30 protein-coding genes are annotated in these 26,365 nt (G+C 38.6%); 4 read left to right on the top strand and 26 right to left on the bottom strand.

Going from position 1 to position 26,365, the window contains the following annotated elements; translation table 11 throughout:
- Positions 1-41 precede the first annotated feature (41 nt).
- The 4 genes from AC5YDM_RS01395 (at position 42) to dapC (ending at position 5,877) form a co-directional block, all read left to right on the top strand.
- A complete protein-coding gene (locus tag AC5YDM_RS01395; protein ID WP_496150339.1) occupies positions 42-614 on the top strand; it encodes a hypothetical protein in 573 nt (190 codons plus the stop codon).
- Positions 615-720: 106 nt separating this feature from the next.
- On the top strand, positions 721-1,929 hold the full coding sequence (purT, locus tag AC5YDM_RS01390; RefSeq protein ID WP_496150338.1) for a formate-dependent phosphoribosylglycinamide formyltransferase: 1,209 nt from the start codon (positions 721-723) through the stop codon (positions 1,927-1,929).
- 30 nt (positions 1,930-1,959) lie between these two features.
- Positions 1,960-4,626, top strand: a complete 2,667-nt coding sequence (glnD, locus tag AC5YDM_RS01385; RefSeq protein WP_496150336.1) for a [protein-PII] uridylyltransferase — start codon at positions 1,960-1,962, stop codon at positions 4,624-4,626.
- Positions 4,627-4,701: 75 nt separating this feature from the next.
- On the top strand, positions 4,702-5,877 hold the full coding sequence (dapC, locus tag AC5YDM_RS01380; RefSeq protein ID WP_496150335.1) for a succinyldiaminopimelate transaminase: 1,176 nt from the start codon (positions 4,702-4,704) through the stop codon (positions 5,875-5,877).
- Positions 5,878-5,946: 69 nt separating this feature from the next.
- Here dapC and pyrF read toward each other — a convergent pair whose 3' ends face one another.
- From pyrF to rsmG, 26 genes are all read right to left on the bottom strand, one after another.
- Positions 5,947-6,627: an orotidine-5'-phosphate decarboxylase gene (pyrF, locus tag AC5YDM_RS01375; protein WP_496150334.1), complete on the bottom strand. Its 681-nt coding sequence runs from the start codon at positions 6,625-6,627 to the stop codon at positions 5,947-5,949.
- A 175-nt stretch (positions 6,628-6,802) separates the two neighbouring features.
- Complete coding sequence (locus AC5YDM_RS01370; RefSeq protein WP_496150333.1) at positions 6,803-7,168, bottom strand: lipopolysaccharide assembly protein LapA domain-containing protein; 366 nt, start codon at positions 7,166-7,168, stop codon at positions 6,803-6,805.
- Positions 7,169-7,186: 18 nt separating this feature from the next.
- Positions 7,187-7,489, bottom strand: coding sequence for an integration host factor subunit beta (locus tag AC5YDM_RS01365; protein WP_496150332.1), 303 nt, complete (start codon positions 7,487-7,489; stop codon positions 7,187-7,189).
- A gap of 162 nt (positions 7,490-7,651) precedes the next feature.
- Entirely contained in the window at positions 7,652-9,331 is a 1,680-nt protein-coding gene (rpsA, locus tag AC5YDM_RS01360) for a 30S ribosomal protein S1 (RefSeq protein ID WP_496150331.1), read from the bottom strand.
- A gap of 106 nt (positions 9,332-9,437) precedes the next feature.
- Positions 9,438-10,127, bottom strand: coding sequence for a (d)CMP kinase (gene cmk, locus AC5YDM_RS01355; protein ID WP_496150330.1), 690 nt, complete (start codon positions 10,125-10,127; stop codon positions 9,438-9,440).
- A 13-nt stretch (positions 10,128-10,140) separates the two neighbouring features.
- Positions 10,141-10,575 (bottom strand): SRPBCC family protein, encoded by a 435-nt coding sequence (locus AC5YDM_RS01350; protein ID WP_496150329.1) that lies wholly within the window; start codon positions 10,573-10,575, stop codon positions 10,141-10,143.
- 105 nt (positions 10,576-10,680) lie between these two features.
- Positions 10,681-11,205: a tRNA adenosine(34) deaminase TadA gene (tadA, locus tag AC5YDM_RS01345; protein WP_496150548.1), complete on the bottom strand. Its 525-nt coding sequence runs from the start codon at positions 11,203-11,205 to the stop codon at positions 10,681-10,683.
- A gap of 36 nt (positions 11,206-11,241) precedes the next feature.
- On the bottom strand, positions 11,242-12,360 hold the full coding sequence (locus tag AC5YDM_RS01340; RefSeq protein WP_496150328.1) for an enoyl-CoA hydratase/isomerase family protein: 1,119 nt from the start codon (positions 12,358-12,360) through the stop codon (positions 11,242-11,244).
- On the bottom strand, positions 12,357-13,070 hold the full coding sequence (ung, locus tag AC5YDM_RS01335; RefSeq protein ID WP_496150327.1) for a uracil-DNA glycosylase: 714 nt from the start codon (positions 13,068-13,070) through the stop codon (positions 12,357-12,359). Before ung ends, AC5YDM_RS01340 begins: the two co-directional genes overlap by 4 nt.
- A 67-nt stretch (positions 13,071-13,137) precedes the next feature.
- Positions 13,138-13,734, bottom strand: a complete 597-nt coding sequence (locus AC5YDM_RS01330; RefSeq protein WP_496150326.1) for a 6-pyruvoyl trahydropterin synthase family protein — start codon at positions 13,732-13,734, stop codon at positions 13,138-13,140.
- 139 nt (positions 13,735-13,873) lie between these two features.
- Complete coding sequence (gspK, locus tag AC5YDM_RS01325; RefSeq protein WP_496150547.1) at positions 13,874-14,833, bottom strand: type II secretion system minor pseudopilin GspK; 960 nt, start codon at positions 14,831-14,833, stop codon at positions 13,874-13,876.
- A 58-nt stretch (positions 14,834-14,891) separates the two neighbouring features.
- Positions 14,892-15,545, bottom strand: a complete 654-nt coding sequence (gspJ, locus tag AC5YDM_RS01320) for a type II secretion system minor pseudopilin GspJ (RefSeq protein WP_496150325.1) — start codon at positions 15,543-15,545, stop codon at positions 14,892-14,894.
- Positions 15,542-15,937 (bottom strand): type II secretion system minor pseudopilin GspI, encoded by a 396-nt coding sequence (gene gspI / locus AC5YDM_RS01315; protein WP_496150324.1) that lies wholly within the window; start codon positions 15,935-15,937, stop codon positions 15,542-15,544. The genes gspJ and gspI overlap by 4 nt, the downstream gene beginning before the upstream one ends.
- Positions 15,924-16,517, bottom strand: coding sequence for a pilus assembly FimT family protein (locus AC5YDM_RS01310; protein ID WP_496150322.1), 594 nt, complete (start codon positions 16,515-16,517; stop codon positions 15,924-15,926). Before AC5YDM_RS01310 ends, gspI begins: the two co-directional genes overlap by 14 nt.
- 9 nt (positions 16,518-16,526) lie before the next feature.
- Entirely contained in the window at positions 16,527-17,141 is a 615-nt protein-coding gene (locus AC5YDM_RS01305; RefSeq protein ID WP_496150546.1) for a TetR/AcrR family transcriptional regulator, read from the bottom strand.
- A 47-nt stretch (positions 17,142-17,188) separates the two neighbouring features.
- Complete coding sequence (locus tag AC5YDM_RS01300; protein ID WP_496150321.1) at positions 17,189-17,962, bottom strand: TatD family hydrolase; 774 nt, start codon at positions 17,960-17,962, stop codon at positions 17,189-17,191.
- Between the two features lie 29 nt (positions 17,963-17,991).
- On the bottom strand, positions 17,992-18,336 hold the full coding sequence (locus AC5YDM_RS01295) for a PilZ domain-containing protein (protein ID WP_496150320.1): 345 nt from the start codon (positions 18,334-18,336) through the stop codon (positions 17,992-17,994).
- A gap of 44 nt (positions 18,337-18,380) precedes the next feature.
- A complete protein-coding gene (locus AC5YDM_RS01290) occupies positions 18,381-19,364 on the bottom strand; it encodes a DNA polymerase III delta subunit-related protein (RefSeq protein ID WP_496150318.1) in 984 nt (327 codons plus the stop codon).
- Positions 19,365-19,372: 8 nt separating this feature from the next.
- On the bottom strand, positions 19,373-20,143 hold the full coding sequence (gene kdsB, locus AC5YDM_RS01285) for a 3-deoxy-manno-octulosonate cytidylyltransferase (protein ID WP_496150317.1): 771 nt from the start codon (positions 20,141-20,143) through the stop codon (positions 19,373-19,375).
- 8 nt (positions 20,144-20,151) lie between these two features.
- Positions 20,152-21,162, bottom strand: a complete 1,011-nt coding sequence (gene lpxK / locus AC5YDM_RS01280) for a tetraacyldisaccharide 4'-kinase (RefSeq protein ID WP_496150316.1) — start codon at positions 21,160-21,162, stop codon at positions 20,152-20,154.
- Between the two features lie 5 nt (positions 21,163-21,167).
- Positions 21,168-22,892: a lipid A export permease/ATP-binding protein MsbA gene (gene msbA, locus AC5YDM_RS01275; RefSeq protein WP_496150315.1), complete on the bottom strand. Its 1,725-nt coding sequence runs from the start codon at positions 22,890-22,892 to the stop codon at positions 21,168-21,170.
- A complete protein-coding gene (locus tag AC5YDM_RS01270) occupies positions 22,892-23,314 on the bottom strand; it encodes an ExbD/TolR family protein (protein WP_496150314.1) in 423 nt (140 codons plus the stop codon). Before AC5YDM_RS01270 ends, msbA begins: the two co-directional genes overlap by 1 nt.
- Positions 23,315-23,336: 22 nt before the next feature.
- The gene (locus tag AC5YDM_RS01265; protein ID WP_496150313.1) at positions 23,337-23,960 is read right to left on the bottom strand and encodes a MotA/TolQ/ExbB proton channel family protein; all 624 of its coding nucleotides are present in this window, start codon (positions 23,958-23,960) and stop codon (positions 23,337-23,339) included.
- 35 nt (positions 23,961-23,995) lie between these two features.
- The gene (locus tag AC5YDM_RS01260; protein ID WP_496150312.1) at positions 23,996-24,889 is read right to left on the bottom strand and encodes a ParB/RepB/Spo0J family partition protein; all 894 of its coding nucleotides are present in this window, start codon (positions 24,887-24,889) and stop codon (positions 23,996-23,998) included.
- The gene (locus AC5YDM_RS01255) at positions 24,886-25,668 is read right to left on the bottom strand and encodes a ParA family protein (protein ID WP_496150311.1); all 783 of its coding nucleotides are present in this window, start codon (positions 25,666-25,668) and stop codon (positions 24,886-24,888) included. The genes AC5YDM_RS01260 and AC5YDM_RS01255 overlap by 4 nt, the downstream gene beginning before the upstream one ends.
- A gap of 25 nt (positions 25,669-25,693) precedes the next feature.
- Positions 25,694-26,326 (bottom strand): 16S rRNA (guanine(527)-N(7))-methyltransferase RsmG, encoded by a 633-nt coding sequence (gene rsmG / locus AC5YDM_RS01250; RefSeq protein ID WP_496150310.1) that lies wholly within the window; start codon positions 26,324-26,326, stop codon positions 25,694-25,696.
- Positions 26,327-26,365 lie beyond the last annotated feature (39 nt).

Genomic DNA, 26,365 nt, shown 5'->3' with positions numbered 1-26,365 from the left:
TTTTTAACTGCTTTACTTCAAACGAATGATATTATTAAAAAATGAAGTATCAAGTATCTACTGAAATAATCACCATACAGAAACTGAACTCTATTAAAATTTCAACATTAATAGGTTCAGTGGTATGTATCGGAGTAACGATAGGTATCAAAATTCAAGACCTACAAATGACAGGTATATTCAATACATTTGAAATCAATGACTCCCCCAAACTCACCACTGTTATTCATCGAAAAAATAAGATTTGTGCGCTATTAGATCATGAAAAAAATATTCTAATACTTCATCCCTTATCTAAAGTTTCAGCAAAATGGGATTTATTTCTGATTTTATTCATCCTTTTATTAGTTTCATTCATTGGTTTCATTTTTATCAGTATTTTTAGTTTTGAATTTTCAAAAGCCTTCAATTTTTCCTCAACATTTATTGTTCTGACGCTACCGCTCATAATGATTTATGGAATTCACGGATATTACTTATCCTACAAAACTAAAAATATCTTAAGCACTTTAAATTTCAGCCCCACTCAAATCAAAAAAATTGATGATTTCACTCCTGAATTTGATGGAATCTATCCTTTAAATGACATTAATGATTTATTCGACTCAAAATAGCTTTCTTGTTGTCTAACAAAAATTTTGTTTTTATTTAATTCAGCACTTAACACATTCTCTAGTTCTGCTATGCTAAAAGCCCATAATATCAAGCATGGAAGAAAGCATGAATATAACGATAGGCACTCCTCTTCAGACTACTGCATTTAAAGTACTCCTTTTGGGTTCAGGTGAGTTGGGTAAAGAAGTCGTCATTTCTTTACAAAGACTTGGTGTAGAAGTTCATGCCGCAGACCGTTATGACCATGCTCCTGCAATGCAAGTTGCACATTTTTCTTATACATTGAATATGGCAGATCCATCTGCACTAAAAGCCTTGATTGAACAAATCAAACCCAATTTGATCGTTCCAGAAATTGAAGCTATTGCAACTGAAGTTTTAGTCGAAATAGAAGAAAAAAATATTGCAACAGTCATCCCTTCAGCAAAAGCCGTCAACTTAACCATGAACCGCGAAGGCATTCGTCGTTTAGCAGCTGAAGAACTAGGCTTACCAACGTCTGCTTATCGTTTTGCCAACACTTTAGAATCATTCCGTTCTGCATGTGATGATATTGGTTATCCAAACTTTGTAAAACCTGTGATGTCATCTTCAGGTAAAGGTCAGTCTCGAGTTAAAGAATTTGCCGAAGTCGATGCTGCTTGGGAATATGCTCAAACTGGTGGTCGAGTAAATCAAGGCACAGTCATTGTAGAATCACAGATTGATTTTGATTTTGAAATTACACTGCTCACGGTTCGTGCTAAAAATGCTGAAACAGGAGAAATCGAAACTCATTTCTGCGACGCTATTGGTCATCGTCAAGATTCAGGTGATTACGTAGAAAGCTGGCAACCTCAAGCCATGTCCACTCTTGCACTAGAAGAATCCCAACGCATTGCACATAAGGTCACGGTTGCATTAGGTGGCTGTGGTATTTTTGGTGTTGAACTCTTTATTAAAGGCGACAAGGTGTGGTTTAGTGAAGTTTCACCGCGCCCACATGACACTGGTTTAGTGACTTTGGCTTCACAATATCAAAGTGAGTTTGAACTGCATGCCCGCGCTATTTTAGGACTTCCAGTCAATACTCAACGTCACAGTATTGCAGCCAGTGCGGTGATCTATGCAGGTGTAGATGATCAAAATCTTTCATTCTCTGGCTTGAATCTTGCTTTGCAGAATCCGAATACTGATTTACGACTTTTTGGAAAACCAGAAGGTTTTAAACGACGTCGTATGGGTGTCGCAACTGCACGTGCGGAAACAACAGATCAAGCACGTGAATTAGCAACTGATGCGGCATCAAAAGTTACTGTAAATCAAAATAAATAGTATGAACAAATTTGGGCGGACAATTATTTCATGATCAATACCTCTCCTTTAGATCAATATGTTTCTAATATTCATGACATCAAAGCCATCAATCAATGGCGTGCCGATGTAGAAAATCAATTACAAACAGAGTTTGAACAAGGTAAGCCTATTCGTGAAATCATTTTGGCCCGCTCCAATTTAATTGATGAAGCATTAATTTTTCTTTGGAAGCATGTCGAGCTCGATCAAACACCCCTTGGTTTATTTGCAGTGGGTGGATATGGACGCCGAGAAATGATGCCCTATTCAGATGTGGATATCATGATCCTTTCTGAGGAAGATCTAAGCACAGAACAAGAAGCTGCAGTTTCAAGTTTTATCTCATCATTATGGGATGTTGGTAACTTCAAACCAGGCGTGAGTGTTCGTACTATTCAACAATGTTTTGAACAAGCAATGAGTGATCTAACGGTCGCAACAACCTTAATTGAAGCACGTTTAATTGTAGGTAATACACAACTTACCAAATGGCCTAGACGTGTTGTGTCTCAAACATGGACTGATAAGACCTTTTTTGATGCAAAGATGGCAGAACAAGCCAAACGTTATGCACAACACAACAATACTGAAAGTAACTTAGAACCTGACATTAAAAATGCACCCGGTGGTATCAGAGACATTAACCAAATCGGTTGGATTGCAAAACGGCACTTTAGAGTCAACCGTATCTACGATTTAGTTCATTTGGGTTTTATTTCTGAGTTTGAACTTTCAGTTTTAGAAGAGGCTGAAAATTTCCTTTGGGAGATTCGCCACCATTTACATCGTTTAACCAAACGTGATGAAAATCGACTTTTATTCGATTATCAGCGTGATATTGCATCAAAATTCGGCTATGAAAAAGTTGAAGGTGAACATATCAATTACCCGATTGAACAGTTCATGAAGCGTTATTATCGCGCTGCTCAACAAGTATCAACGCTGAATGAAATGCTATTGGCTTATTTTGATGAGTCTGTGATTACACCTCGACTCCCCAACTATGAGCGTAAGATCGAAGAGATTAATGAAAATTTCAAATTGGTCGATGGCAAACTTGCGGTACAACATCATAAAATTTTTGCAGAAAAACCAAGCGCTATTTTAGAAATCTTCTTTATCTTAGCCAATCGCCATGAAATTGAAGGGATTCGTGCACGTACATTGAGATTGCTAACCTTAGCTGCAAAACGTATTGATCGTGATTATCGCAATAATCCCGCTCATCAAGCACTGTTTATGGCGATTATCCGCTCGCCATACCGTTTATATGAGACGCTTCTAGCTATGAAGCGTTACGGTGTCCTCGGCAATTACATTCCTGCATTTGGACAGATCATGGGGTTGATGCAATATGACTTATTCCATATTTATACCGTCGATGCACATACCCTTCTCTTATTGCGTAATTTAAATCGTTTTAAAGAGCCTGAATTTGCCAAAGATTATCCTGTCGTTAGTTCTGTATTCCAACGCCTTGTTCGTCGCGATATCGTATTTTTAGCCGCCCTGTTTCATGACATTGCTAAAGGTCGTGGTGGGGATCATAGTGAACTTGGAGCAATTGATGCAATTGAGTTCTGTCGTGCACATGGCTTCACAGAACGTGAATGCAACCTAGTAGCTTGGTTGATTCAAAATCACCTACTCATGTCGATGACTGCACAGAAAAAAGATATTTCTGATCCAGATGTCGTGAAAGAATTTGCAGAAAAACTCGGTGATATGGAGCACTTGGATTATCTCTATACGCTTACCGTTGCGGATATTAATGCGACCAATCCAAACCTCTGGAACACATGGCGCGCTTCACTCATGCGTCAACTGTATACACATGCTCGTGACGTCATCCGTACAGGCTTAGGTCGTCCAGTAGAATATCAAATGCTCATCGAAGATACCAAGTTTGCTGCTAGCGAACTATTGGTCAACGACTATGCCTTAGATGCCGTAGAAAAAGTATGGCAAGAACTCGGCGATGAATATTTCCTTAAAGAAACAGCGGATGAAGTTGCATGGCATACCCGCGCTATTTTAGATCATGGTGAAAATCCTGCACCATTGGTGCTCATGCGTGCGCACCGCAAAGCAGCACAAGATGCTGTGCAAATCTTTATTTATACCCAAGATCAACCCAACCTCTTTGCAACAACTGTAGCAGTTTTAGATCGCATGAATTTAGATGTACAAGATGCGCGAATTATCACAGCAACCAAAGCATTTAGTTTAGATACTTATGTAGTGCTGGACCGTTTCGGTACATTGGTCACTGATCCAGAACGTGAAGCAACTGTAAAAGAAGCATTGGTAAAAGCACTGAGCGATTCAGATAAATATCCTGGTTTAATGCAGCGCCGAATTCCACGTCAATTACGCCATTTTGACATTGAAAACACAGTCGATATTACGCTAAATGAAGCCTTGCAGCAGAACATGGTTGAGATCGCCACACTGGATCACCCAGGCTTACTCGCTAAAATTGGTGGCTTATTCATGATGCAAGGACTCGATATTCATTCAGCTAAAATCGCCACACTCGGTGAACGTGCAGAAGATATTTTCTTTGTAGCAAAAAAAAATGGCACACCAATGAATAGAGAAGAAGCAAAAGCATTTTCAGCACTGTTATTAGCTGCTTTAAATGAAGCATCAAATCAAGTCTCGAACCACGCCTAAATCGAATTTTTATTATTTCATCATTCGATTTAAGCATTACTTAATCATCATTTTAAATTACATGGTAATTGTTTCATGAACTCTAGTTTGTCTTTATTACATCCTTATCCTTTTGAAAAATTGAATAAACTTTTTCAGGATGTAAAACCCGCTGACCTTCCGTTGATTCCATTATCAATTGGTGAGCCAAAGCATCCAGCTCCAGAGTTTGTCAAACAAGCGATCATTAACAATTTTAATCACTTATCGACTTACCCAAATAGTAAAGGCTTACCTGAATTACGTTTAAGCATTGCAAACTGGCTCACACGTCGTTTTAAACTGAATAGCATCAGCCATGAAGATCACATCCTCCCTGTAACAGGAACACGCGAAGGCATTTTTTCATTTGTACAGGCGCTGATTAATCGTGAAGAATCGCCTTATGTGGTGATGCCAAACCCTTTTTACCAAATTTATGAAGGTGCAACTTTACTCGCAGGTGCCAAACCCTACTTCATCAATTGCACAGAAGAAAATGATTACTTAGGTGACTTCGATGCTGTACCAGCCGAAGTATGGGAAAAGACAGCACTTCTCTTTGTTTGTACACCGGGTAATCCAACAGGTGCTGTACTTTCAAAAGAACAATTTAAAAAGCTCATTACACTCTCTGATCAATATAATTTCGTCATTGCTTCTGATGAGTGTTATTCGGAACTTTGGTTTGATGAAGCACCTATCGGCTTACTTGAAGTTTGTGCTGAAATGGGACGTGATGATTATAAAAACTGTATCGTTTTTCACTCGCTATCGAAACGTTCCAACCTACCGGGTATGCGCTCAGGTTTTGTTGCTGGCGATGCAGAACTGTTAAAACCTTATTTAAAATTCCGTACTTATCATGGCGCTGCAATGCCTGTTCAACATCAACTGGCTTCAATTGAAGCATGGAATGATGAAGCACATGTCGAAGAAAATCGTAAACAATACCGTGCAAAGTTTGATTTATTTCAAAAAGAATTAGGGCATTTACTCCCATTAAAAAAACCTGATGCAGGCTTCTATTATTGGTTAAAAGTCGATAATGATGAGACATTTGCTAAAATGCTGATGGAACAGGCGCATATTAAAGTTTTACCAGGTCGCTACCTATCTCGTGAAACTCAGTTAGGTAACCCTGGTGAAAATCATGTTCGTTTAGCATTAGTTGCAGATTTAACACAATGTGAAGAAGCCGTAAAACGCTTAAAAACAGTATTAGAAAAATAAGTATTTAGATTAATCATCCAATAAAAAAATCCACTGTATACAGTGGATTTTTTCTTTATAAAAACTTGCTTATAAAGTTAATAAAATATCTTTTAATGTTTGATTCATATTCGCTGATTGAGTAATAGGACGACCAATCACTAAATGAGTCGAACCATCAAGCATGGCTTGTTTTGGCGTAACAATACGCTTTTGATCATCTGCATTTGAACCCAATGGACGAATTCCAGGAGTAACCAATGCAAAATCTTGACCTAGTGTTTCACGCAACATTTTAGCTTCTTGAGCAGAACACACGACTCCATCCAGACCACTATCTTTAGTCAATGTCGCAAGGCGCTTAACATGTTCGAATGGCTCAACATCCAATCCCAAGTCTTTAAGATCTTCTCGGCCCATAGAGGTCAAAACTGTTACAGCAATCAGCTGAGTATTGTAATTACCCGCTTGCAGTCGCTCTACACAAGTTTCCATCATCTTACGACCGCCAGATGCATGAACATTCACCATCCATACACCCATATCTGCCGCAGCACACACTGCTTGTGCAGTTGTATTTGGAATATCATGAAATTTTAAATCTAAAAAAACTTCAAATCCACGATCATGTAATGCTTTGACTACAGATGGACCTTCATGAGTAAAAATTTCTTTTCCGACTTTTACTCTGCATAGTGAAGGATCAAGTTGATCAGCTATTGATAATGCTTCTTTTTGGCTTTTTGCATCTAAAGCAACAATGATACTCAAGAGTCTACCTTCCTTCCTACACAAGTTGCGCCATTATAATGATGTTTATAAAACCCTGCAAAACTTAGTTTTAAAAAAATCTATTGAATATTAAGCCCATAATTTAAATCAAATTATGCAAGGCAAAAAAAAGCACCATATTGAAAACAATACAGTGCTTTAACAATCTTTATTCTCACAGCGGACGAGTGTGGGTCTCATCTGATTGAATGTCTAAGACAGTCTTTTCATGTCTAACATTTGCAGCCGCTTCTGCTGCAGCAAGCTGTGCAGATTGAATCTGCTCTTTACGAAGATGTTCAATATCCTTACGTAAACGTTTGATTTCCCAACTTGTTTGGAATACTCGGAATATTTGAACTCCCAGTAACAGCCCTAACACCAATCCTAGTACCAATGTCAGTAACAATAACAATCCTAAACGCATTGCTGGTACTTGTGTAAATAATAAATCTACAGAAAGTTCAGTACCATTTTGCAAAACAAGTGCTAAGGAATAACCAAAAAGTACAATCAATATAGCAACGAGAACGTAACGCATAAACACCCCATATTTTTATTATTTAGCTGTTTCGTTAACTGCATCACGTAATGCTTTACCAGGTTTAAAATGAGGTACAGCCTTCGCTGCAACTTCTACAGATTTACCTGTTTTTGGATTACGACCAACACGTGGTTCACGATGATGTAGTGCAAAACTGCCAAATCCACGAATTTCAATACGATCATCAGAAGATAATGATGCAATCATCTGATCGATCATAATTTTAACAGCTTCTTCAACCAATGGTTCAGCCAAATGTGGATTTTTAATAGAAATTCGCTCTATTAAGTCAGACTTATTAAGTGCTTCAGTAGTCATCTACGACCTCTTTAATTATCAAGCTACTTTAGTAGATAGCAAGATAATAACCTGTTTAAATACAAAACGGTAGCGTAATAAGTTAATACTACGCTACCGTTTACAGTATTTGTGTAAAAAGTATTAGTTAAATTACATTAACAATACAATCACACAGAGATCTTAGCTACCCATTTGAGCTTTGATCAAGTCACCAATAGTTTTTGGACCATTGTCTTGACCAGTAGTTGCAGTTTTATTCAAAGTAGCAACAGCTTCTTTCTCTTCAGCTTCGTCTTTCGCTTTGATAGACAAGTTGATAGCGCGTGATTTGCGATCAACGTTGATGATCTTAGCTTCAACTTCTTGACCAACTTCTAAGAACTTAGTTGCATCTTCAACGCGATCGCGGTTGATTTCAGATGCTTTAAGAGAAGCTTCAACTTCGTCAGCTAACTTAACAGTTGCGCCACGAGCGTCAACAGCAGTTACAGTACCTTTAACCAAAGCACCACGTTCGTTCGCAGCTAAGAAATCATTGAACGGATCGTTGTTCATTTGTTTGATACCAAGGCTGATACGGTTGCCTTCAGCGTCAACAGAAAGGATAACAGCTTCTACAGTGTCGCCTTTCTTGTAACGACGAATTGCTTCTTCGCCTTGTTCGTTCCAAGAAATATCAGACAAGTGAACTAAACCGTCGATACCGCCTGGTAAACCGATGAAGATACCGAAGTCAGTGATAGATTTGATCGTACCAGAAACTTTTTCGCCTTTGTCGTGAGCCTTAGCAAACTCTTCCCATGGGTTAGCACGAGTTTGTTTGATACCAAGAGAAATACGACGACGCTCTTCATCAACTTCAAGAACCATAACATCAACTTCGTCACCAATCTGAACTACTTTAGATGGGTGGATGTTTTTGTTTGTGTGATCCATTTCAGAAACGTGTACTAAACCTTCAACGCCTTCAGCGATTTCTGCGAAACAGCCGTAGTCAGTTAAGTTAGTTACGCGAGCTTTAACGATAGAACCTTTAGGGTAACGGTTCATGATCGCTAACCATGGATCTTCGCCTAATTGCTTAAGACCTAAAGATACGCGGTTACGTTCTTTGTCAAATTTAAGCACTTTAACAGTAACTTCTTGACCAACTTCAACAACTTCTGATGGGTGCTTGATACGTTTCCAAGCCATGTCAGTAATGTGAAGAAGACCATCAATACCACCAAGATCAACGAATGCGCCGTAGTCAGTAAGGTTCTTAATAGTACCAGTAACTGTTTGACCTTCTTCCAATTGAGAAAGAAGAGCTTCACGGTCAGCTGAAGATTCAGCTTCCATAACAGCACGACGAGATACAACAACGTTGTTACGTTTAGCATCAAGTTTGATAACTTTGAATTCTAACTCTTTACCTTCAAGGTGAGTTGTGTCACGGATAGGACGAGTGTCTACCAATGAACCTGGAAGGAACGCACGTACTGGACCGATGTCAACAGTGAAACCGCCTTTAACCTTACCAGAGATAACACCAGTAACGATTTCGCCGTCTTCAAAGATTTTTTCAAGTTTAGTCCAAGTTTCAGCACGTTTCGCTTTTTCACGAGAAAGAACTGTTTGGCCCATACCGTTGTCAAGCGCTTCAACAACAACGTCAACTGTGTCGCCAACGTTTACTTCAAGCTCACGTTGTTCGTTTAAGAATTCAGAGCGAGATACAACACCTTCAGATTTAAGGCCAGTATCAACAGTTACCCAGTCAGAATCGATGCTAACAACGATACCTTGGATGACTGCACCCTTTTCAACGTTTAAGTTTAATTCGCTTGCTTCAAAGAGGGCTGCAAAAGATTCGGTCATGATATACCTAGAAAAGTCAGCGGTCTTGGATCAGACAAGGCCGGTTTAATTAAGTTTCCACATAGTCCATATAAACTGATCAGGCTATGCTTCCACTGATATAAGGTTATTTAGTCAATTGTGCATCAATGTAATCAGTCATCAATTTGAATACGCTATCAATGTCCAAACTTGAACTATCAATCACGTAAGCATTTGCTGCTGGCTTCAATGGCGCTACAGTTCTTTCCATATCACGTTTATCACGTGCTTGGATATTGGCTAAAATGTCGTTCATTTTAACATTTAGCCCCATACCCTGCAACTGCTTTACTCGACGTTCAGCACGAGATTCAGCAGATGCGGTCAAATATATCTTCGCTTGGGCTTCTGGAAACACAGTTGTTGCCATATCCCGCCCATCTGCGACCAAGCCTGGTGCCTGAGCAAAAGCACGTTGTCGTTCAAAAAGTGCTGTTCTAAGTACAGGAATTGCAGCAACTTTTGATGCATATTCTCCAACTTGCTCGGTACGAATCATCTCTGATACATCTTCATTATCGAGAAAAATCTGTATCCCACTTGTACCTGTTTCAAATCGAATATCCAAATTTGTAGCAATGTCTTGACATTGTAAGAGGATATTTTTTTGATCAATTTGATCTAGTAAATTTTGTTTTAATAATGACAACCCTAACAGTCGATAGATTGCACCCGAATCCAATAAATGAAACTGATAATGTGCAGCCAATTTTGCTGCTAATGTTCCTTTACCCGAACCGCTTGGCCCATCAATAGTAATAATTTGAACTGTCATCATATTTCCAAAGTTAAACGAAGGTCTTTGCCAATTTCTTAAAGCCCAGTGTAATCGCAAGTTTAAGCTGTGCAAGTATAAGTTTACTTACAAATGGTGCTCTTGCCTGTAATTCGATCGTATAAATCACCTGTGTTTTATCCGCACTCAGCGCTTTAAATTGAATAATACCCAAATGATGCTTAATTAAAGGATTTTTAATAATTTTATATTCAATTCGTTGATTCACTTCAACCACAGTAATCTCTTCTTGAATCGGCTTAACTGGACCTAAACCCATTTTACGTACAGAACCAACACCATCTGGACGTTGAGGATCAGCTGAATCCTTAATACGCACCACTTGAATGGGTGCAAACACTTGATTATAGGTTGCATGTTTAGACAGCAATTCAAAAATAGATTCTAATGAGGTGTTAAATTCTTGCGTGATCGTGATTGAATTCATTTTTAATTCCTTTTGTTTTTTAATATTGAGCTTTAAACTTTTTACTCAGTTTCAGAGATGGTCTTTAAACTGACAATAGCTCATGTCAAATTATTTTACACATTTTCATTCAGGATTTAATCCATTTTCTAATTTTTGTTGTAATCGTAATTGTCTTTTTTGCTCTCGTCGCATTTTAAAGAAATCTGACAATTGTCGAGAGCACTGCTCTTGCAAGCAACCACCTAAAAACTCAAAACGATGGTTATAGTACCCATTATTATCTAACAGCTGTCGCGCACTGACCAATGAACCCGCTTTAGGCTCAGTTGCTGAAAACACAACACGTTTGATACGAGAATGAATTAAAGCACCCACACACATGGTGCATGGCTCAAGTGTAACGTAGAGCGTAGCATCTTCTGGAAGTCGATAATTATTGATATTTTGACAGGCATGGCGAATCGCAACAATTTCTGCGTGCGCGGTAGGATCTTGGAGTGTAATGGGGTGATTATAGCCCTGTCCGATCACTTGACCTTGACTCACTATAATAGCACCTACTGGAATTTCACCAATATCAGCTGCTAATGCAGCCTGCTCATAAGCAAACTGCATCCATTTTTCATCTTCTGCTTGATTTAAATTCATTAAATCAGAAGTATTTTCAACAACCGTCATTAAAAATTAAATAATTCCATATTGTTTCAATAAATCATTCCAACTTTCAATGTCAGTCACTGGCGGGTTTGATCCCAAAATATTTTTCAGCGACATTGATTCAACTGTTTGCCATTCAGGCGATAAATCCTTATCTACCAAACGTGCACGCACACCCTCTACAAAATCTGGATGGCGAATTTTCCAATCCGAAATCTGCGTTTCAAGTGCAAACACTTCTTGCCAAGGATGTACTTGACGCCCCCACTGCCATAACAACCATGTAATTGCAGCAGTACTTGGCGAACCTTTCGCTAAGTTTTCACTTGCTTGACGCAACCAATCACTTCGCGCATCACTTAAACCAATAATGGCTTCATAATCATGTTCAAAATTAGAACCACGGCAAACGCTATGGATAACATCTAAAGAGATTTGAAGTGGGCCTGGTGATACAGGACGGTGCAAGCTATTCAGTGTGTCATCCAATGCACGGAAGTCACCTGCTGGATAATGATCCCAATCAATATCAAGCATTTTATGTAAAACTACGTCACGCTGTGCATCACAAATATGTGTCGCCCAACCAATACCATACGCACCCGCAGCCGTCATAATTGAACCTGTTAAACCTGTAAATAACCCGACAGGTCCGCGATCTGCAAGGAAACGGCTTGCACCAACATCAGGATAAAGACCAATATTGACTTCAGGCATTGCTAAACGTGAGTATGGTGTCACCAATCTGAACGGTGCAGCCATAAATAAGCCAAGACCACCACCCATCACATAACCTTCGCCCCAAACAACAATCGGTTTAGCATAATCATGAAGTAGCAAATCTAGCGCATATTCTTGTTCAAAGAATTTATTAGCTTGATCCACTTCATTATTGATGACCAATTGACGTAGTTTGCGTACATCCCCACCCGCACAGAATGCTTTTGGTGTTGTTGAATCTAACCAAATTGCTCGAACGGCATCATCTTGATGAAAATCTTGAAAAACTTGCAATAGAGCAGTCACAATAGACTCATCTAATGCATGTAAAGATTTTGGTCGATTTAGACGAATAATTCGCCAGCCATTTGGGGCTTCTTCAACAATCAAATCGGGATGATATTTGTTGCTCTCAGGTGATGTCATGCGTCCAGCTGCCAATTAATAGGCTCAATGCCATTTTGTTTAAGATAATTATTTGTTTTTGAAAAAACTTTACAACCAAAAAAACCACCACGGTTCGCTGCTAAAGGAGATGGATGTGCAGCCTTGAGAACCAAATGTTTATTTTGATCGATACGTTGTCCTTTACGTTGCGCATAAGCGCCCCACAAGATAAATACGACATGCTCACGTTGTTCATTAAGAACATCAATCACAGTGTCAGTAAAATCTTCCCACCCACGTTTCTGGTGTGAGGTCGGTTGTCCTGCTTCAACAGTGAGCACACTATTGAGTAGCAAAACACCTTCTTGTGCCCACTGACTTAAATCGCCATGTTTCGATGGAGAAATACTTAAATCAGTATTTAGTTCATGAAAGATATTACGCAAAGATGGAGGTAATGCAAGTCCCTTTTGCACTGAAAAGCTTAAACCATTGGCTTGCTGAGGTCCATGGTATGGATCTTGCCCTAGAATCACCGCTTTTACTTGTGACAAAGGGGTTGTATTAAATGCATTAAAAATTTGAGCAGCTGGCGGATAGATGACTTTATCTTGTTGCATTTCAGATTTCAGAAAATCACGCAATTCATCCATACGCTGCCCCAACAAAAAGTCAGATAAGCTATATTTCCATCCATCTTCTAACCGAACTTGATTTAACTTCGTCATGTCCTGTTCAGTCAATTGCATTACTTTGCTTCCTAAAATCTAATGTCATATAAAGCGTGATCAATATGATATTGATCATAAACCTGGATTAAACCTGAACTTGTAAAGCTACTTCAGGGTTTTGGAACTTAATTCCTTGTTTCAAATTTTGATACATCTCTGGATCAGTCCATTCAGAAATCACTTGTTCTGAAAATACAATTTGATCCAAAGATAAAAGCCCCATCTGCTCATTACTTATATCTTCGGCAAAGCTTTGTGCATACCCAGTATCCGTCTCATGAACAATCACTGAATAAACTTCTACATCGCCTTCACCATTTTGAGTGACGGTTGACTGCAAAACTTGTTGAGCCAAATAGAAGAAAATACGTGAAAACTGTTCTGCAGATGGTGATACGGGCAATGAAACCCAACGTGCACTAAATGTTTTACACGCTTGAATATACTCAGCACTATCATCTTGCCAAAAACAAATCGCATGATCAAAGCTGTCATAAAGGTCTTTAATGACACCTTTCAACAAACCAAAATCATAAACCATTTGACCATGATCAAGTTTTGATGCTTTTAGCAATAATTCCACTTTATAGCTGTGACCATGAATAGAGCGTTTGCAACGATCTGAGGTACAGTTACGCACGATATGTGCGTTTTCAAATTTAAATAATTTACGAATTAACATATGCTAAAGCTGTAAACAAAACCTTGAGAATTTCGATTATAGTTCAAATATGATCAACACTTCATTAATTTTAACGTTATTGACAATAGGCAAAAGGTATTAAGCTATAAATAAAAATCAAAGACTGTAAATAGCCCAATTAAAATGGTGCTAGGCTTCTAGAAAAAATAGAAACATGCTGATCTTTACGCCATAAATAACTGCTAAATTGTCTTTTACGCTCAGACAATACCACTTCAATTTGAGCCTTAAAAAAGTTTGACTTCACATCAAAGACTTGAACTGCAATAGGACGTTTTTGAGGATCAACCTGTGTGAATGGTTCTAATTGCCACAACTCATCAACGTTTGAAAAGTATTCCATATTGGCGCTTTTTTGTTTTAAAACCTGATCAATAGTATTGATATCTAATTTTTCATCTAAAGATGCAAGCACCAATGCCGATGCTGTATTGATATTAATCTTAGACAGATTATTCGGTGCTGCTGTCACGTAAGGTGCAATTAAATCAAAGTTTAGACCTTCAAAACCTCTCACTTGCTTTAACTCTTCAGCACTTTGAAATGGTGCATTCGCCACCAAATAACCATTCGGTAGACCACTATAATAATTGCTTTCAGCACCCATTGCGCCAATAGTTAAATCATCAGGATCTTGCCAATCGATCACCGCCTGACTCACTTCGGCTGGCAAACCAACACGTTTAAGTAAGCCTTCAAAAAATTGACGAGATTCTTCATTCGGCGTTCCATCGTCTTTAAGTAAGGCATTAAGATTGAATTTTCCTGATTCATCAATCAGCTGTCCTGAGACATATCCACCATCGATAGGAAAAGCAGGCATCGGTTTTGCCCATGTTTCATGTAAATAATCTGCTTTAGAGTCTGACTCTGCATCTTGAACGAGTAATTCTGAAAAAAAAGCTTCCGCACTTTTAGCATAATACAAAGACTGACTCTGTCTCATCATATAAGCTGTTGAATCATTGGTATAAGACTGCCGTTTTGCAATGGTCGCAGCAATAATGGTCGCTAAAGCCACCAACATCAAAATTGTAATCAGTGCGATACCCTGCTGACGGCTTCTCAAGACTGAAATACCTTCTTCATCTTGCCCTGCTTATAAGGAACAAATTTATGATTATTATCCATATCGTTTAAGCTCCATCCTTCTTTTCAATCAAAGAAGCCGTATTTAAGAGACTAAAAATCCACTCATATTCAACCTCTTTAATCGTAAAAGTGATCCGCAACCCCTTAGGTAGAATACGAATTGCTTTCGCATCAGCCAGATCCACATTATTTTCAGGCCAGTGTTCTAATTCGTTTGGATTCAGCACAGACACTCGAAATTGATCAACATCGCTTAAGAACACACTCGAAAGTGGTTGAGCTGACTGATTGACATTCAAGTTGGCGTATTTGAGTCGGTAAATCTTTTTATCTTGTGGATTGTACTGTAACTCAATGCGTTCATAAGGTGATAAACCTTGCTTCAACGGATCAGTGACACCTGCTTTATTGAAGCTTATGCTTTGACTATTCAACGTTAATGCTGGTTGTAACTTACCCGATATATTCGCTGTCAATGGAACAATTTGCAGTGCATCTCGTTGCATTTGCAAATAAGCTTCCTGTAACTGACCTAAGTTTTGCTCATGCATCATATTACGGTCTTTTACTTTGATCAGATAATCAAACACCTTCCAACCTAATGCCGATAAAACTGCAAAAATGGCAATCGCGACCAACAGTTCAACTAAAGTGAATGCTTTTTGTTTGAATGAAACATCCATATGCGGCTTCATCATGGCTGATTCTGCTGTATTTGATTGGGATAATTGTAGAAAAAAGTATGATTCACTCCTGATTCTACTTTCCCTAAAGTCGTATTATATAAGCTGACCTGCACTTCAATTTTCTGAACTTTGGGACTAATCGTTGATTCAGAACGCTTATCAATCTGCCAAGTTTCACCTTGAGATGTCACTTGTTTCGATTGAGTGCCTTCCAACCATTCACCATTAATTTCCATTTGTGCAATTTCATTTTGAGAAACAAATTGGGCTTTGGTGCGAAGTATAGAATTGGCGGTAGATTGAGTATATTGCATGGCAATTTTGGTCAGTGCCATGGCTGCAACGGCAAAAATTGCTAATGCGACAACCACTTCAATCAAGGTAAAGCCTTTAGGATGCGTCATCAATCTTCCCCAAATAATCAATTTGAATCAGATCTCCTACTGGCTTTTGATCATAATAAATTTGAATACTGACAGGCTTAACTTCGCCATTGCCTAACCAAATAAGTTTTGGTGCATTATTACCGAGCAAATCAGTATTTTGAGCTTGTTTAAATTCGTGATCTTGACTCTCTACAGTAAAAGAGACTCGATTTGGGAGTTCACGCACGGTCACGGCATCTGCTTCTAACCATTTTTTTTGATTGTTATTTGAAGAATTCAAAGCATTGGAATGATTGAGTCGATGAGTTGCATCATTGGTCTGCGAACGCTGAGGGATATATTCATCAAATCGATAGCCAAAACTCGCGACATCTGTTTGAGACTGAATCACAAGTGCATAAATACGCGATTGATCAACAGCTTCTCGATTCATTTTTTTTAAATCTAAAATTAGTAATTCACGCGCTTGCATGGCTTTACGCTGATCAACACCATCAATATTTAAAACAATGAGTGATGCAATAATACTGATAATTACAATCACCACCATCAATTCAATGAGGGTAAAGCCCTTTTGTCTCAATGGTGGAAATTTCATATCAAATTGCTACGCGACTTGCACTGAAGGAACAGACTGTTTTGGCAACATCAAAGCTTGATCAATCAATGCCACCCGCAATGTATCTCGACTGCCTAAGTAACGCTGATAAAAACTTGAGTTCAATATGGCAGCACCACCGTGTGTAATCGACCAGATCGATGCCAAATAATCACGTGAAGACATACCACTGCCGATTTCTAATAAATAGGTTTCAGTCATACGAATAATTACACGTAAACGACTCTTACGAACCTGATAGAGCTCATTAAAAAGGTGATTAATCCCCTGACCTGTGGTCGATAATCGCTCTTCAATTTGGTGGAATAACACTGTTCTTTCAGGATGATGTAAATGATGCAACATAAAGAAAGCTAAATGCTCTGCAAAAACTTTGTCAGAATCTTGAATCATTTCAAGCAACATGCGCTCATTACGAATAATGAGCAACATATACAATTCATCTTTACTTTGAAAATGCTTATATAGCGTTCCTTTGGCTAAGTCTAATTCTGCAGCAAGTGCATCCAAGGTCATTCCCGCTTCTCCATTTTCTAAAAGGAGTTGCTCTGCCACTTGAAATATTAATGCTTCTCTCGCTCTAAACTGAGCCTGACGATCCATCTTCACGCTATAAACTCTCTTCTTACTATTCTATTCGTTTTAAAAAACTATTTCATTTTAAGGAGATTTTCAAAATTCTGCGTTGTAATCATCGCAATCTCCTCAAGTGACTTATGATATACATCACTCAAGGCTTTGGCTACATAAGGCACATACTTTGGCTCATTAGACTTTCCTCTATAGGGCATCGGTGCCAAATAAGGACTATCGGTCTCAATCAACAAACGATCAAGAGGAACTTGCTTCGCGACATCTCTCAGATCTTGCGCATTTTTAAAAGATACAATCCCTGAAAATGAGATGTAATAACCACAATCTAAAACAGCCTTTGCAGTTTCCCAGTCTTCAGTAAAACAATGCAAAATACCATGTGTAGAATTTTCAGCGCGAATAATATCAATCGTATCCGTTTTAGATGAACGAGTATGCACAACTACTGGTTTTTTGACGATTTTAGAGGCTTGGATATGGCGTGCAAAACATGCTTTTTGTTCAGCTACAAATTCAGTGCTATGAAAATAATCTAAACCCGTTTCACCAATCGCCCAGACTTTGTCAGACTGTGCCAAATCAACTAATGTTTCTACGGTTGCTCTTTGCATCACAGCTTGATCTTCACAAGGATGCACACCAACGCTATAACCCACATCTGCATGTCGCGCCGCAATTTCAGACAGTGCGATATGGTCATCCAGATCTACGGAAATACCCATCATTTTCGATACGCCAGCATCGCGTGCTTGTTGAATCGCTGCATCTAAATCCCCTCCATAGGGTTCCAGATTAAGCATAGTCAAATGACAATGTGTATCTACAAACACAACAACACCTTTATATTTTAAATCAGAATTTACATTGTAAAGCTAGGAAGGTCAGAAGACATACTTCCTGCTAAAAACTTTTCAGCTTCCATACGATAATAGTTGCCTTTTTCACCAGCCAACTGGATTGCAAAGCCTTGTGGTTTTAAACCTGTATGCTTATATGAAATCCAAATAACTTTACCCGTTAAAGGGATTTTTTGTGATTGATTTGGTAGAGATGCCAATACAAACACTTCTTCACCCATTTTCACCGCTTGTTTTGAAGCAATGAATAAGCCACCACCTTGAATATAAGGCATATAGCTGGCTTGAAGTGTTGCTCTATCGCTAATATTGGCTTGTATTAATCCGCCCATACGAGGTGGTTGCATGATGAATTCCCCTGATTCTTATTACTAATACGATGCTTTGTTACTTACGCAATATTCATTAATTTTATAAAAAGCTGATCTACAACCAGATTACTTTGTACATTTTGCTCAACCAACTGTTTAAAATTTTGAATATCACTATTCAAATCAAAAAGTTGCTCTAAGCTATATTGTTGTGAAATCTGTTCAAAATCGAGATCACTATTCTTTACATTTTGATTGAGTTTGACACAAATAATATCAGACAACAAATATTCAAATAAGGTAATGAGATCTGCAAATGCCAACTCCTTATTCCATTTTGTTGCATGTTGCATAGGCATACTTTTTTGCATCACCACCTTTTGCCAATCCGCTAAAAAATCATGACGTTTTTTAAACCACTCGGATTGAGAAACAACAATAGCCTGTAATGGCATATCATTAGATAATGACATTAATAATGGAATTTTCGAGTGAAACTCTTTATCTAAATGACTTTCTAAATAAATTTGAGACTGCCCTAAACTCACTCGATCTAAAGCATAGTGTTGCAAACGACTTCGAATCGTTGCAGGCAACTTCAGATAATGATCTGCCAACAGGATAATAATAACGCGATCACCGGGCTCTTCTAACGTTTTGAGCAAAGCATTAGATGAAGCAATATTCAAAGCTTCAGCAGGCTCAATCACAATCACTCGCCAACCATCTACAGTTTGCTGAACAAAAGGCTGCAAATCACGAATTTTTTCAATTTTGATTTTGGCATTTTGCTTTTTATTGTCTTCATCTGTCGTGATTCGAACATAGTTCGGATGAGTATCCGATTTAAGCCATAGACAGCTACTACATTCACCACATGCTGCATGGGATTGCTTGTTTAGACACAATAACCAAGCGACAAAGTGTTGAGTAAATTGTTGTTTTCCACTGCCATTTTTACCATAGAACAATAATCCATGACCAATTTGAGGAAATCGCTGTGTTAAGGTTTCCCAAACTTGATTTTGCCAAGCAAAAATCTGTGATTCGTGTTGTTCAGACATCAATCCAATCAATCCACTGATGCAAAGTAACGAATATCGAGTGCATTCAAACGATCTAAATCATCTTGCGTGTCCACACCGGGTGGCAAATTGACTTGAGCAACATCAATCGCAATTCGATGTCCATTTTCAAGTACACGAAGTTGTTCCAAGCTTTCAAGTTGTTCAAGCTGCCCCATATCCCATGTGACATATTCTTGAAGCAATTGAACTCGATAGGCGTATAAACCCAAATGTCTGAAAGCAGCGTTATGTAATTGAGGCTCATCTAGCTTCGCCCCATCACGATCATAAGGAATAGTGGCACGACTAAAATAAAGAGCTTCTTTAAATTGAGTCATCACCACTTTTACAATACTGTCTCGTTGAAACTCATCTAAGCGATGAATGGGCTCACATAAAGTCGACATAGAACAATGTGGTTTTTGAATTAATAGATCAGCAACTTGTTGCACCAATTGAGCTGGTAAAAGAGGTTCATCCCCTTGTACGTTGACAATAATATCTTCAGCAGCCCAACCTTTAATTCGCGCAACTTCACTCAAACGATCTGTTCCAGATGGATGATTTGGATTGGTGATTACAACATCTACATTAGCATCACGACAGATTTGTGCAATCCGCTCATCATCGGTAGCCACACATAAACTATCAAAGCCTTCCACTTTACGCGCTTGATCAACGACACGTAAAATCATTTCGCGATCATGAATTTTTAACAGTGGCTTACCTGGTAAACGCGAACTTGAAAAACGTGCAGGGATAACTATGTGCTTCATGAAAAATCCTAAGAAATATCAATACCGAGCGCTGTCAATTGCTCATCTAATAAATCATAACATGCCTGTGACAGTACTGCTTCCACAGGTACGACCCATATTTCACGATTAAAATCAGGGTGCTGTTTAAGTAAAGGTAATAATTTTACTGCATCTTTTTCAGTGGTAATAATCGGATTTGCATCTTCAAATTGTAAATCTTCAATTTCATAATCGTGATGGTCTGGAAACTCATGACATTGAAAACGGGTTAAACCAATAGATTCAAGCGTATAATAAAAACGTTGAGGAAAACCTATACCTACCACAGCATAGAAATCTTGATGAATATCAAACAATTCAGCTTGATCAAAAGTGGGATTGAGTAAATAAGGCTTTGCCACTTCCAAATACATATTCAATGCACTTGTCGACGTTTGAGAATGTTCAATCACATTCCCCTCACTCAATCGCTCCATTGGCTCACGTAAAAAACCTTCAGGTAATAGTTTCTGATTTCCTAAACCACGATTTTGATCCAGAACAATCCACTCAATTTGACGATCTAATGCCCAGTGCTGTAATCCATCATCACTAATAATCAAATCCAATGGATGATGTGCTAGTAATAACTCAATACTTTCTCTACGATTTGAACCGACCACCATAGGTACTTCTGTAGACTGAACAATGAGACATGGTTCATCACCTACTTGTGATGGCACCGACTCGAGACTCACTTGAGCAGGAAAAGGTCCTTTTCCACCATAACCGCGACTAATAACACCTACGCGTATATTTTTAAGCTGAAGATATTTCACCAATTGGATCAATAGAGGTGTTTTACCACTCCCACCTACAGTAATATTTCCAATCACCATGACAGGAATTGGTGCGGTATAGACATCTTTTAAGCCCGCTTGAAACATCTTCTTATTCAATGCAAAACCTGAGCGATATAGCCATGACAATGGGCGCAATACAACCAACCATTTCGCTTGTTTATTCCAAGCATTTTGAATGTTTTGCGCAAGTGACATCGGGCTTATTCCTCAAAATTTCTTTGATGTAATTGATAATAAGCACCATGCATCGCCAATAGTTCTGCATGAGTTCCTTGCTCTACAATTTTCCCTTGATCCATTACCACGATTCGATCTGCATTTTCAATCGTTGATAAACGATGTGCGATCACAATCGTTGTTCGATCTTGCATTGCAGCATCAAAAGCACGCTGAATGAAATATTCAGACTCATTGTCCAATGCACTGGTTGCTTCATCTAAAATCAAAATTGGTGCATTTTTTAAAATAGCACGCGCAATTGCAATTCGTTGACGTTGACCACCAGATAGATTTAAACCTTGTGCACCCAATGGGGTATCGTAACCTTGTGGCAATGACATAATAAAGTCATGTGCATAGGCAGCTTTAGCAGCTGCAATCACCTGTTCATCAGTTGAATCTTCAAGCTGACCATAAGCAATATTTTCACGGACAGTTCGATTAAACAATACGACTTGTTGATTCACCATCGAAATTTGAGATCTCAATGCTGTCGCTTCAATTTCACGAATATCAATATCATCAAATAAAATCGAACCTGAACTAGATTCTTGAAAACGCACCAACAAATTGACCAATGAAGACTTACCTGCCCCAGAACGCCCAACCAAGGCTACCGTTTCACCTGCCTTCACTTTTAAGTTGAAATCCTGAATCGCATGCAAACCATCTGGATAAACAAGATCAACATTTTCCAGCTCAATATTACCGTTGAGTACAGGCTTTAAAGTTCCTGAGTTTTGCTCTTCTGGTAAATCTAGTAATTCAAATACCGAATGTGCCGCCGCCATACCGCGTTGTAGTTTTTCATTAATATCGGTCAGCGCTTTAATCGGCTTACTTAACATCCCCGCAGCCGTAATATACGCCACGAATTGCCCTGCTGAAGTGTCTTGCATAATTTCAGGACGCAGCGCAATCCAAATCACAATACTCAATGCCAATGACATGATGAACTGTACAACTGGGCTGTTCAGTTGTTGCACCGCCACCATTTTCAAACCACGTTTCAAGTTCTCTAAAGAACTTTCACGAAAACGCGCTTGCTCATATTCCTGACCGCCAAAACCTTTAACAACCAAGTGTCCATTTACGGTTTCTTGAACCACATGGTTCACGTCACCCATAGTGTCTTGTACTTGATTAGAAAGCTTACGCATACGTGTCGCAGCTTTACGAATCAACAAACCAATTAAAGGCGTGAATATCAAAATACAGAAAGTTAATCGCCAATTTGAATAAAACAGATAACCCAACAAACCAATGGTAATTAAACCTTGTTGCAACAAGGTACGCAGTGATTCTGTCGTCGCAGCAGTCAACTGCTCAACGTTATACATAATTTTTGCAGTGATATGACCACTAGTATTATCGAGATAGTACTGCGAAGGTAAACGCATGAGTTTTGCGAAAACTTCTTGGCGAATATTAAAAATCAAATTTCTTGAAATGACTGACGTGTAATACCCACCCAGAAATAAACCCAGTCCTCGAAAGAACATGAGTAGCACTACCAGAAATGGAAACAAATTTGTAAAGCTTTGATCTTTATTTTCAATAGCATTAATAATGTGCTCAAGTAGCTTCGCTACTGAAACCTCAGTCGCAGCATTCAGTAAGAAACCAAATACCACGATTAATGCAATTCCCCAGTACTGTTTCAAGTAGCTAAGTAGACGCAAATATACTTTAAAATCTTGATTCACTAATAACCTCTAGTAGGTACCTTAGTACTAATATTAATGTTTACAAAGCCCAATTGCCCTGCAACATCCATCACACGGATGACATCTTGATGTGTTGCAGCAGAATCAGCCGCAATCACAAACATCATATCTTTACGATCATTTGAAGCCTGACGAATCGCAGCACTTAAATCAGGCACTTCTTTCGAAGAAATGGCCTGACCATTCACAGAATAATGACCCGATGAATCCACCATCACTTCAACCTTATGATTAAAGTCTTTGGGTGGCACACCCTGAGCATCTGGTAAGCTTAAATTTAACCGACTTTGCTGTTGAAAAGTCGTCGTTAATAATAAAATAACCAAGATAAACAAAATACAGTCAATCATCGGTGTTAAGTTAATCGCAATATCTTCAACTTCACGGCGTTTAAATTTCATCGCAACTTCCTTTTACATTATCCTACTTTTGCTGATTGGCTTCAGTATGATTTTGATAAAATAAAGCGGCATGAAATAACATCGATTGCTGTTCAAGTTCTGCAATATATTCTTGCACCAATCGCTGAAAGTAGCGAAATGCAAATAATGCAGGAATCGCAACCACCATACCCGCAGCTGTGGTAATCAATGCTTTAGACAAGCCAGGGATCATCATGGTTGGATTGCTTCCCACACTGACATCGAGCATTAAAAATGATTCAATGATCCCGACCACAGTCCCAAGCAAACCAAGCAATGGAGCAACGGCACTAATCGTACCGAGAAAGTTAACGTTTTTCTCTAAGTACATTACTTCTTTAGACGCTGTTGCTTCCATTTGAGCGCGAGCATATGCCTCACCCTGAGGAACTGAATCCAAACCTGCCTTTAAAATAGTCGACAAACTCGTGCGAACCATGTGCGGATTATTTAAATCTTTGGTCATGACCTCTAAATCAGTCGTTTTAGACATCATTAAATGTTCTGGTAAAACCAAACTACGCTTTAATCGAATAAAACGCTCAATCGCAATTGCGACCATAAAAATAGAACTCAGAATGAGTGGCAACATCAGCCACCCACCTGCTTTTACCAATTCCCACATTTTTAATTCCCCAAAATTAAAAAAAAGTGAATATTTTAAGCTTTATCAGATAAGCAAATATTTAAGATTCCATCTAACTCATCTAAAGAATGGTAATGAATGACCAACTTACCTTTACCTTGCTGATTATGATCAATTTTCACATCTGCACTGAAACGCTCTGAAAGCTTTTGCGTTAATTGCTCAAGATCAGAAGATACTCTTTGCTTAGGTTTATCTTGCTTAGGTGCATTCAGATCACGAACCAATTGTTCAGTTTGACGTACCGATAAACTTTTTTCGATCACGATTTTCGCAATTTGAATTTGATCTTTTTCTTTCAACGTCAAAATGGCACGCGCATGCCCCATATCCAATTGACCGCGTTGAATATGGTCTTTAATGGGATCAGCCAAACTCAGTAAACGAAGTAAGTTACTTACTGTCGTACGTGCTTTACCCACTGTTTCTGCGATTTCTTGATGACTTAAACCAAATTCTTCATGGAAACGCTGAAGCGCCATCGCTTGATCAATTGGATTTAAATCTTGACGCTGAATGTTTTCAATCAGCGCGAGCGCAATCGCAACTTGATCCGACAAATCGCGGACAATTGCAGGAACTTCTGTTAATCCCGCAATTTGTGCAGCACGCCAGCGACGTTCACCTGCAATAATTTCGTATTGATGAACATCATCTTCGATTGGACGGATCACAATCGGCTGCATCACCCCATGTTTTTTTATCGAAGCCGCTAACTCTTGTAAATCTTCTTCATGAATAAAACGACGTGGCTGATAATTACCACGTTTTAGATCTTTGACATTGATTTGTTTGAGTTGACCGTGGTCGAGCGCTTGGACTTCTAATTGTAATTTTTCTTTTTGAATAGAACCGAGTAACGCATCTAAGCCACGACCTTTAGCCAAGCCTCTTTTTTTTACGGTCATGCTTTACTTCCTTTTTTCACTTTGCTTTTTTTTAACATTTCAGCCGCTAAATTTAAGTAAGCAACTGCACCCTTTGAACTTTTTTCAAAATAAATAATCGGCAAACCATGTGCAGGTGCTTCAGCTAAACGAACATTACGTGGAATAACAGTACTGTATAGTTTTTTACCAAAATATTGTTCTAATTCATCTGATACATCACGGGTCAATGCATTTCGCGCATCATACATGGTGCGTAAAACACCCACGATTTCTAAGTTTGGATTCAATGCTTGTTGGATACGATCAATCGTTTGCGTTAAATCAGCCAAACCTTCTAAGGCATAATATTCACACTGCATTGGAATCATCACACCATTGACCGCCGCCAAGGCATTGATCGTAATCAAACTCAAACTAGGCGCGCAATCCACCACTATATAATCATAGTTTTCTTCAATGGATTTTAATGCTTCGCGTAAAATAAATTCACGCCCCTCTTGATCCGCAATCGCCAGTTCAACACCAGCTAAGTCACGATTCGCACCTAAAACACGATATCCAACTTCTGCTTTAATAATTGCTGTTTCAATCGGAACTTCACCCAACAACACATCCGTTACCGAGTAAAGTAATTCGTTTTTTTGAATTCCCGAACCCATGGTGGCATTCCCTTGAGAATCCATATCCACCAGCAACACACGCTTTTTTAATACGGCCAATGAAGCAGCTAAATTCACCGCAGTCGTCGTTTTACCTACGCCACCTTTTTGGTTCGCAATAGCAATAATTTGAGCCATGTTAACCCCAATCCCTAGAAATTTTTTAAATCTGTTTTAATAAAAGTAAATGGCGCTGTTCGTCTAAACGTGGAACTTTTAATTCAATAATGTCACAGCTAAATTCATTTTTATGCTGCTCAATCTCTTCACTCGGAATTAAACCTTTCATAGATGCAATGATACTTTTTTCATGCATAAATGGACGTGAAGCCGTAATGAAGTCAGTTAAAGACGCGAATGCACGACTAGTAATCACATCAAATTTACCCAAATCATTGATGCTATCTTCATTTTCTACACGCGTTTGTACTGCAACTACATTTTTTAATTTTAAGTCAGCAATAAACTGTTTTAAAAAGCGAATTTTCTTACCGTTAGAATCAAGAAGAACACATTGACGCTCTGGTTGACACAGTGCAATGATCATCCCAGGCATACCACCACCTGTTCCAACATCTAACAAGCGCCCTTCTGGCAAATCATTCAAAATACTTAAACTATCCAACAAATGCTTCACTAGCATTTCTTTCGGATCACGAATCGCAGTTAAATTGTAAGCTTTATTCCAAAGTACCAATGCGTCTTGATACTTCAATAATAATGCTAAAGCTTCATCGCTTAACGATAAGCCTAGTTTTTGACTACCCTGCTGTAACTCTTGAAAAAAAGGATGCATAAACAGATAACATCTAAGTAAAATTTAAAACAAAGTATA

Source organism: Acinetobacter sp. CY81 (assembly GCF_059515925.1).
The sequence above is the reverse complement of the archived record's forward strand: the minus strand, read 5'-3'. Positions and strand labels throughout refer to the sequence as shown.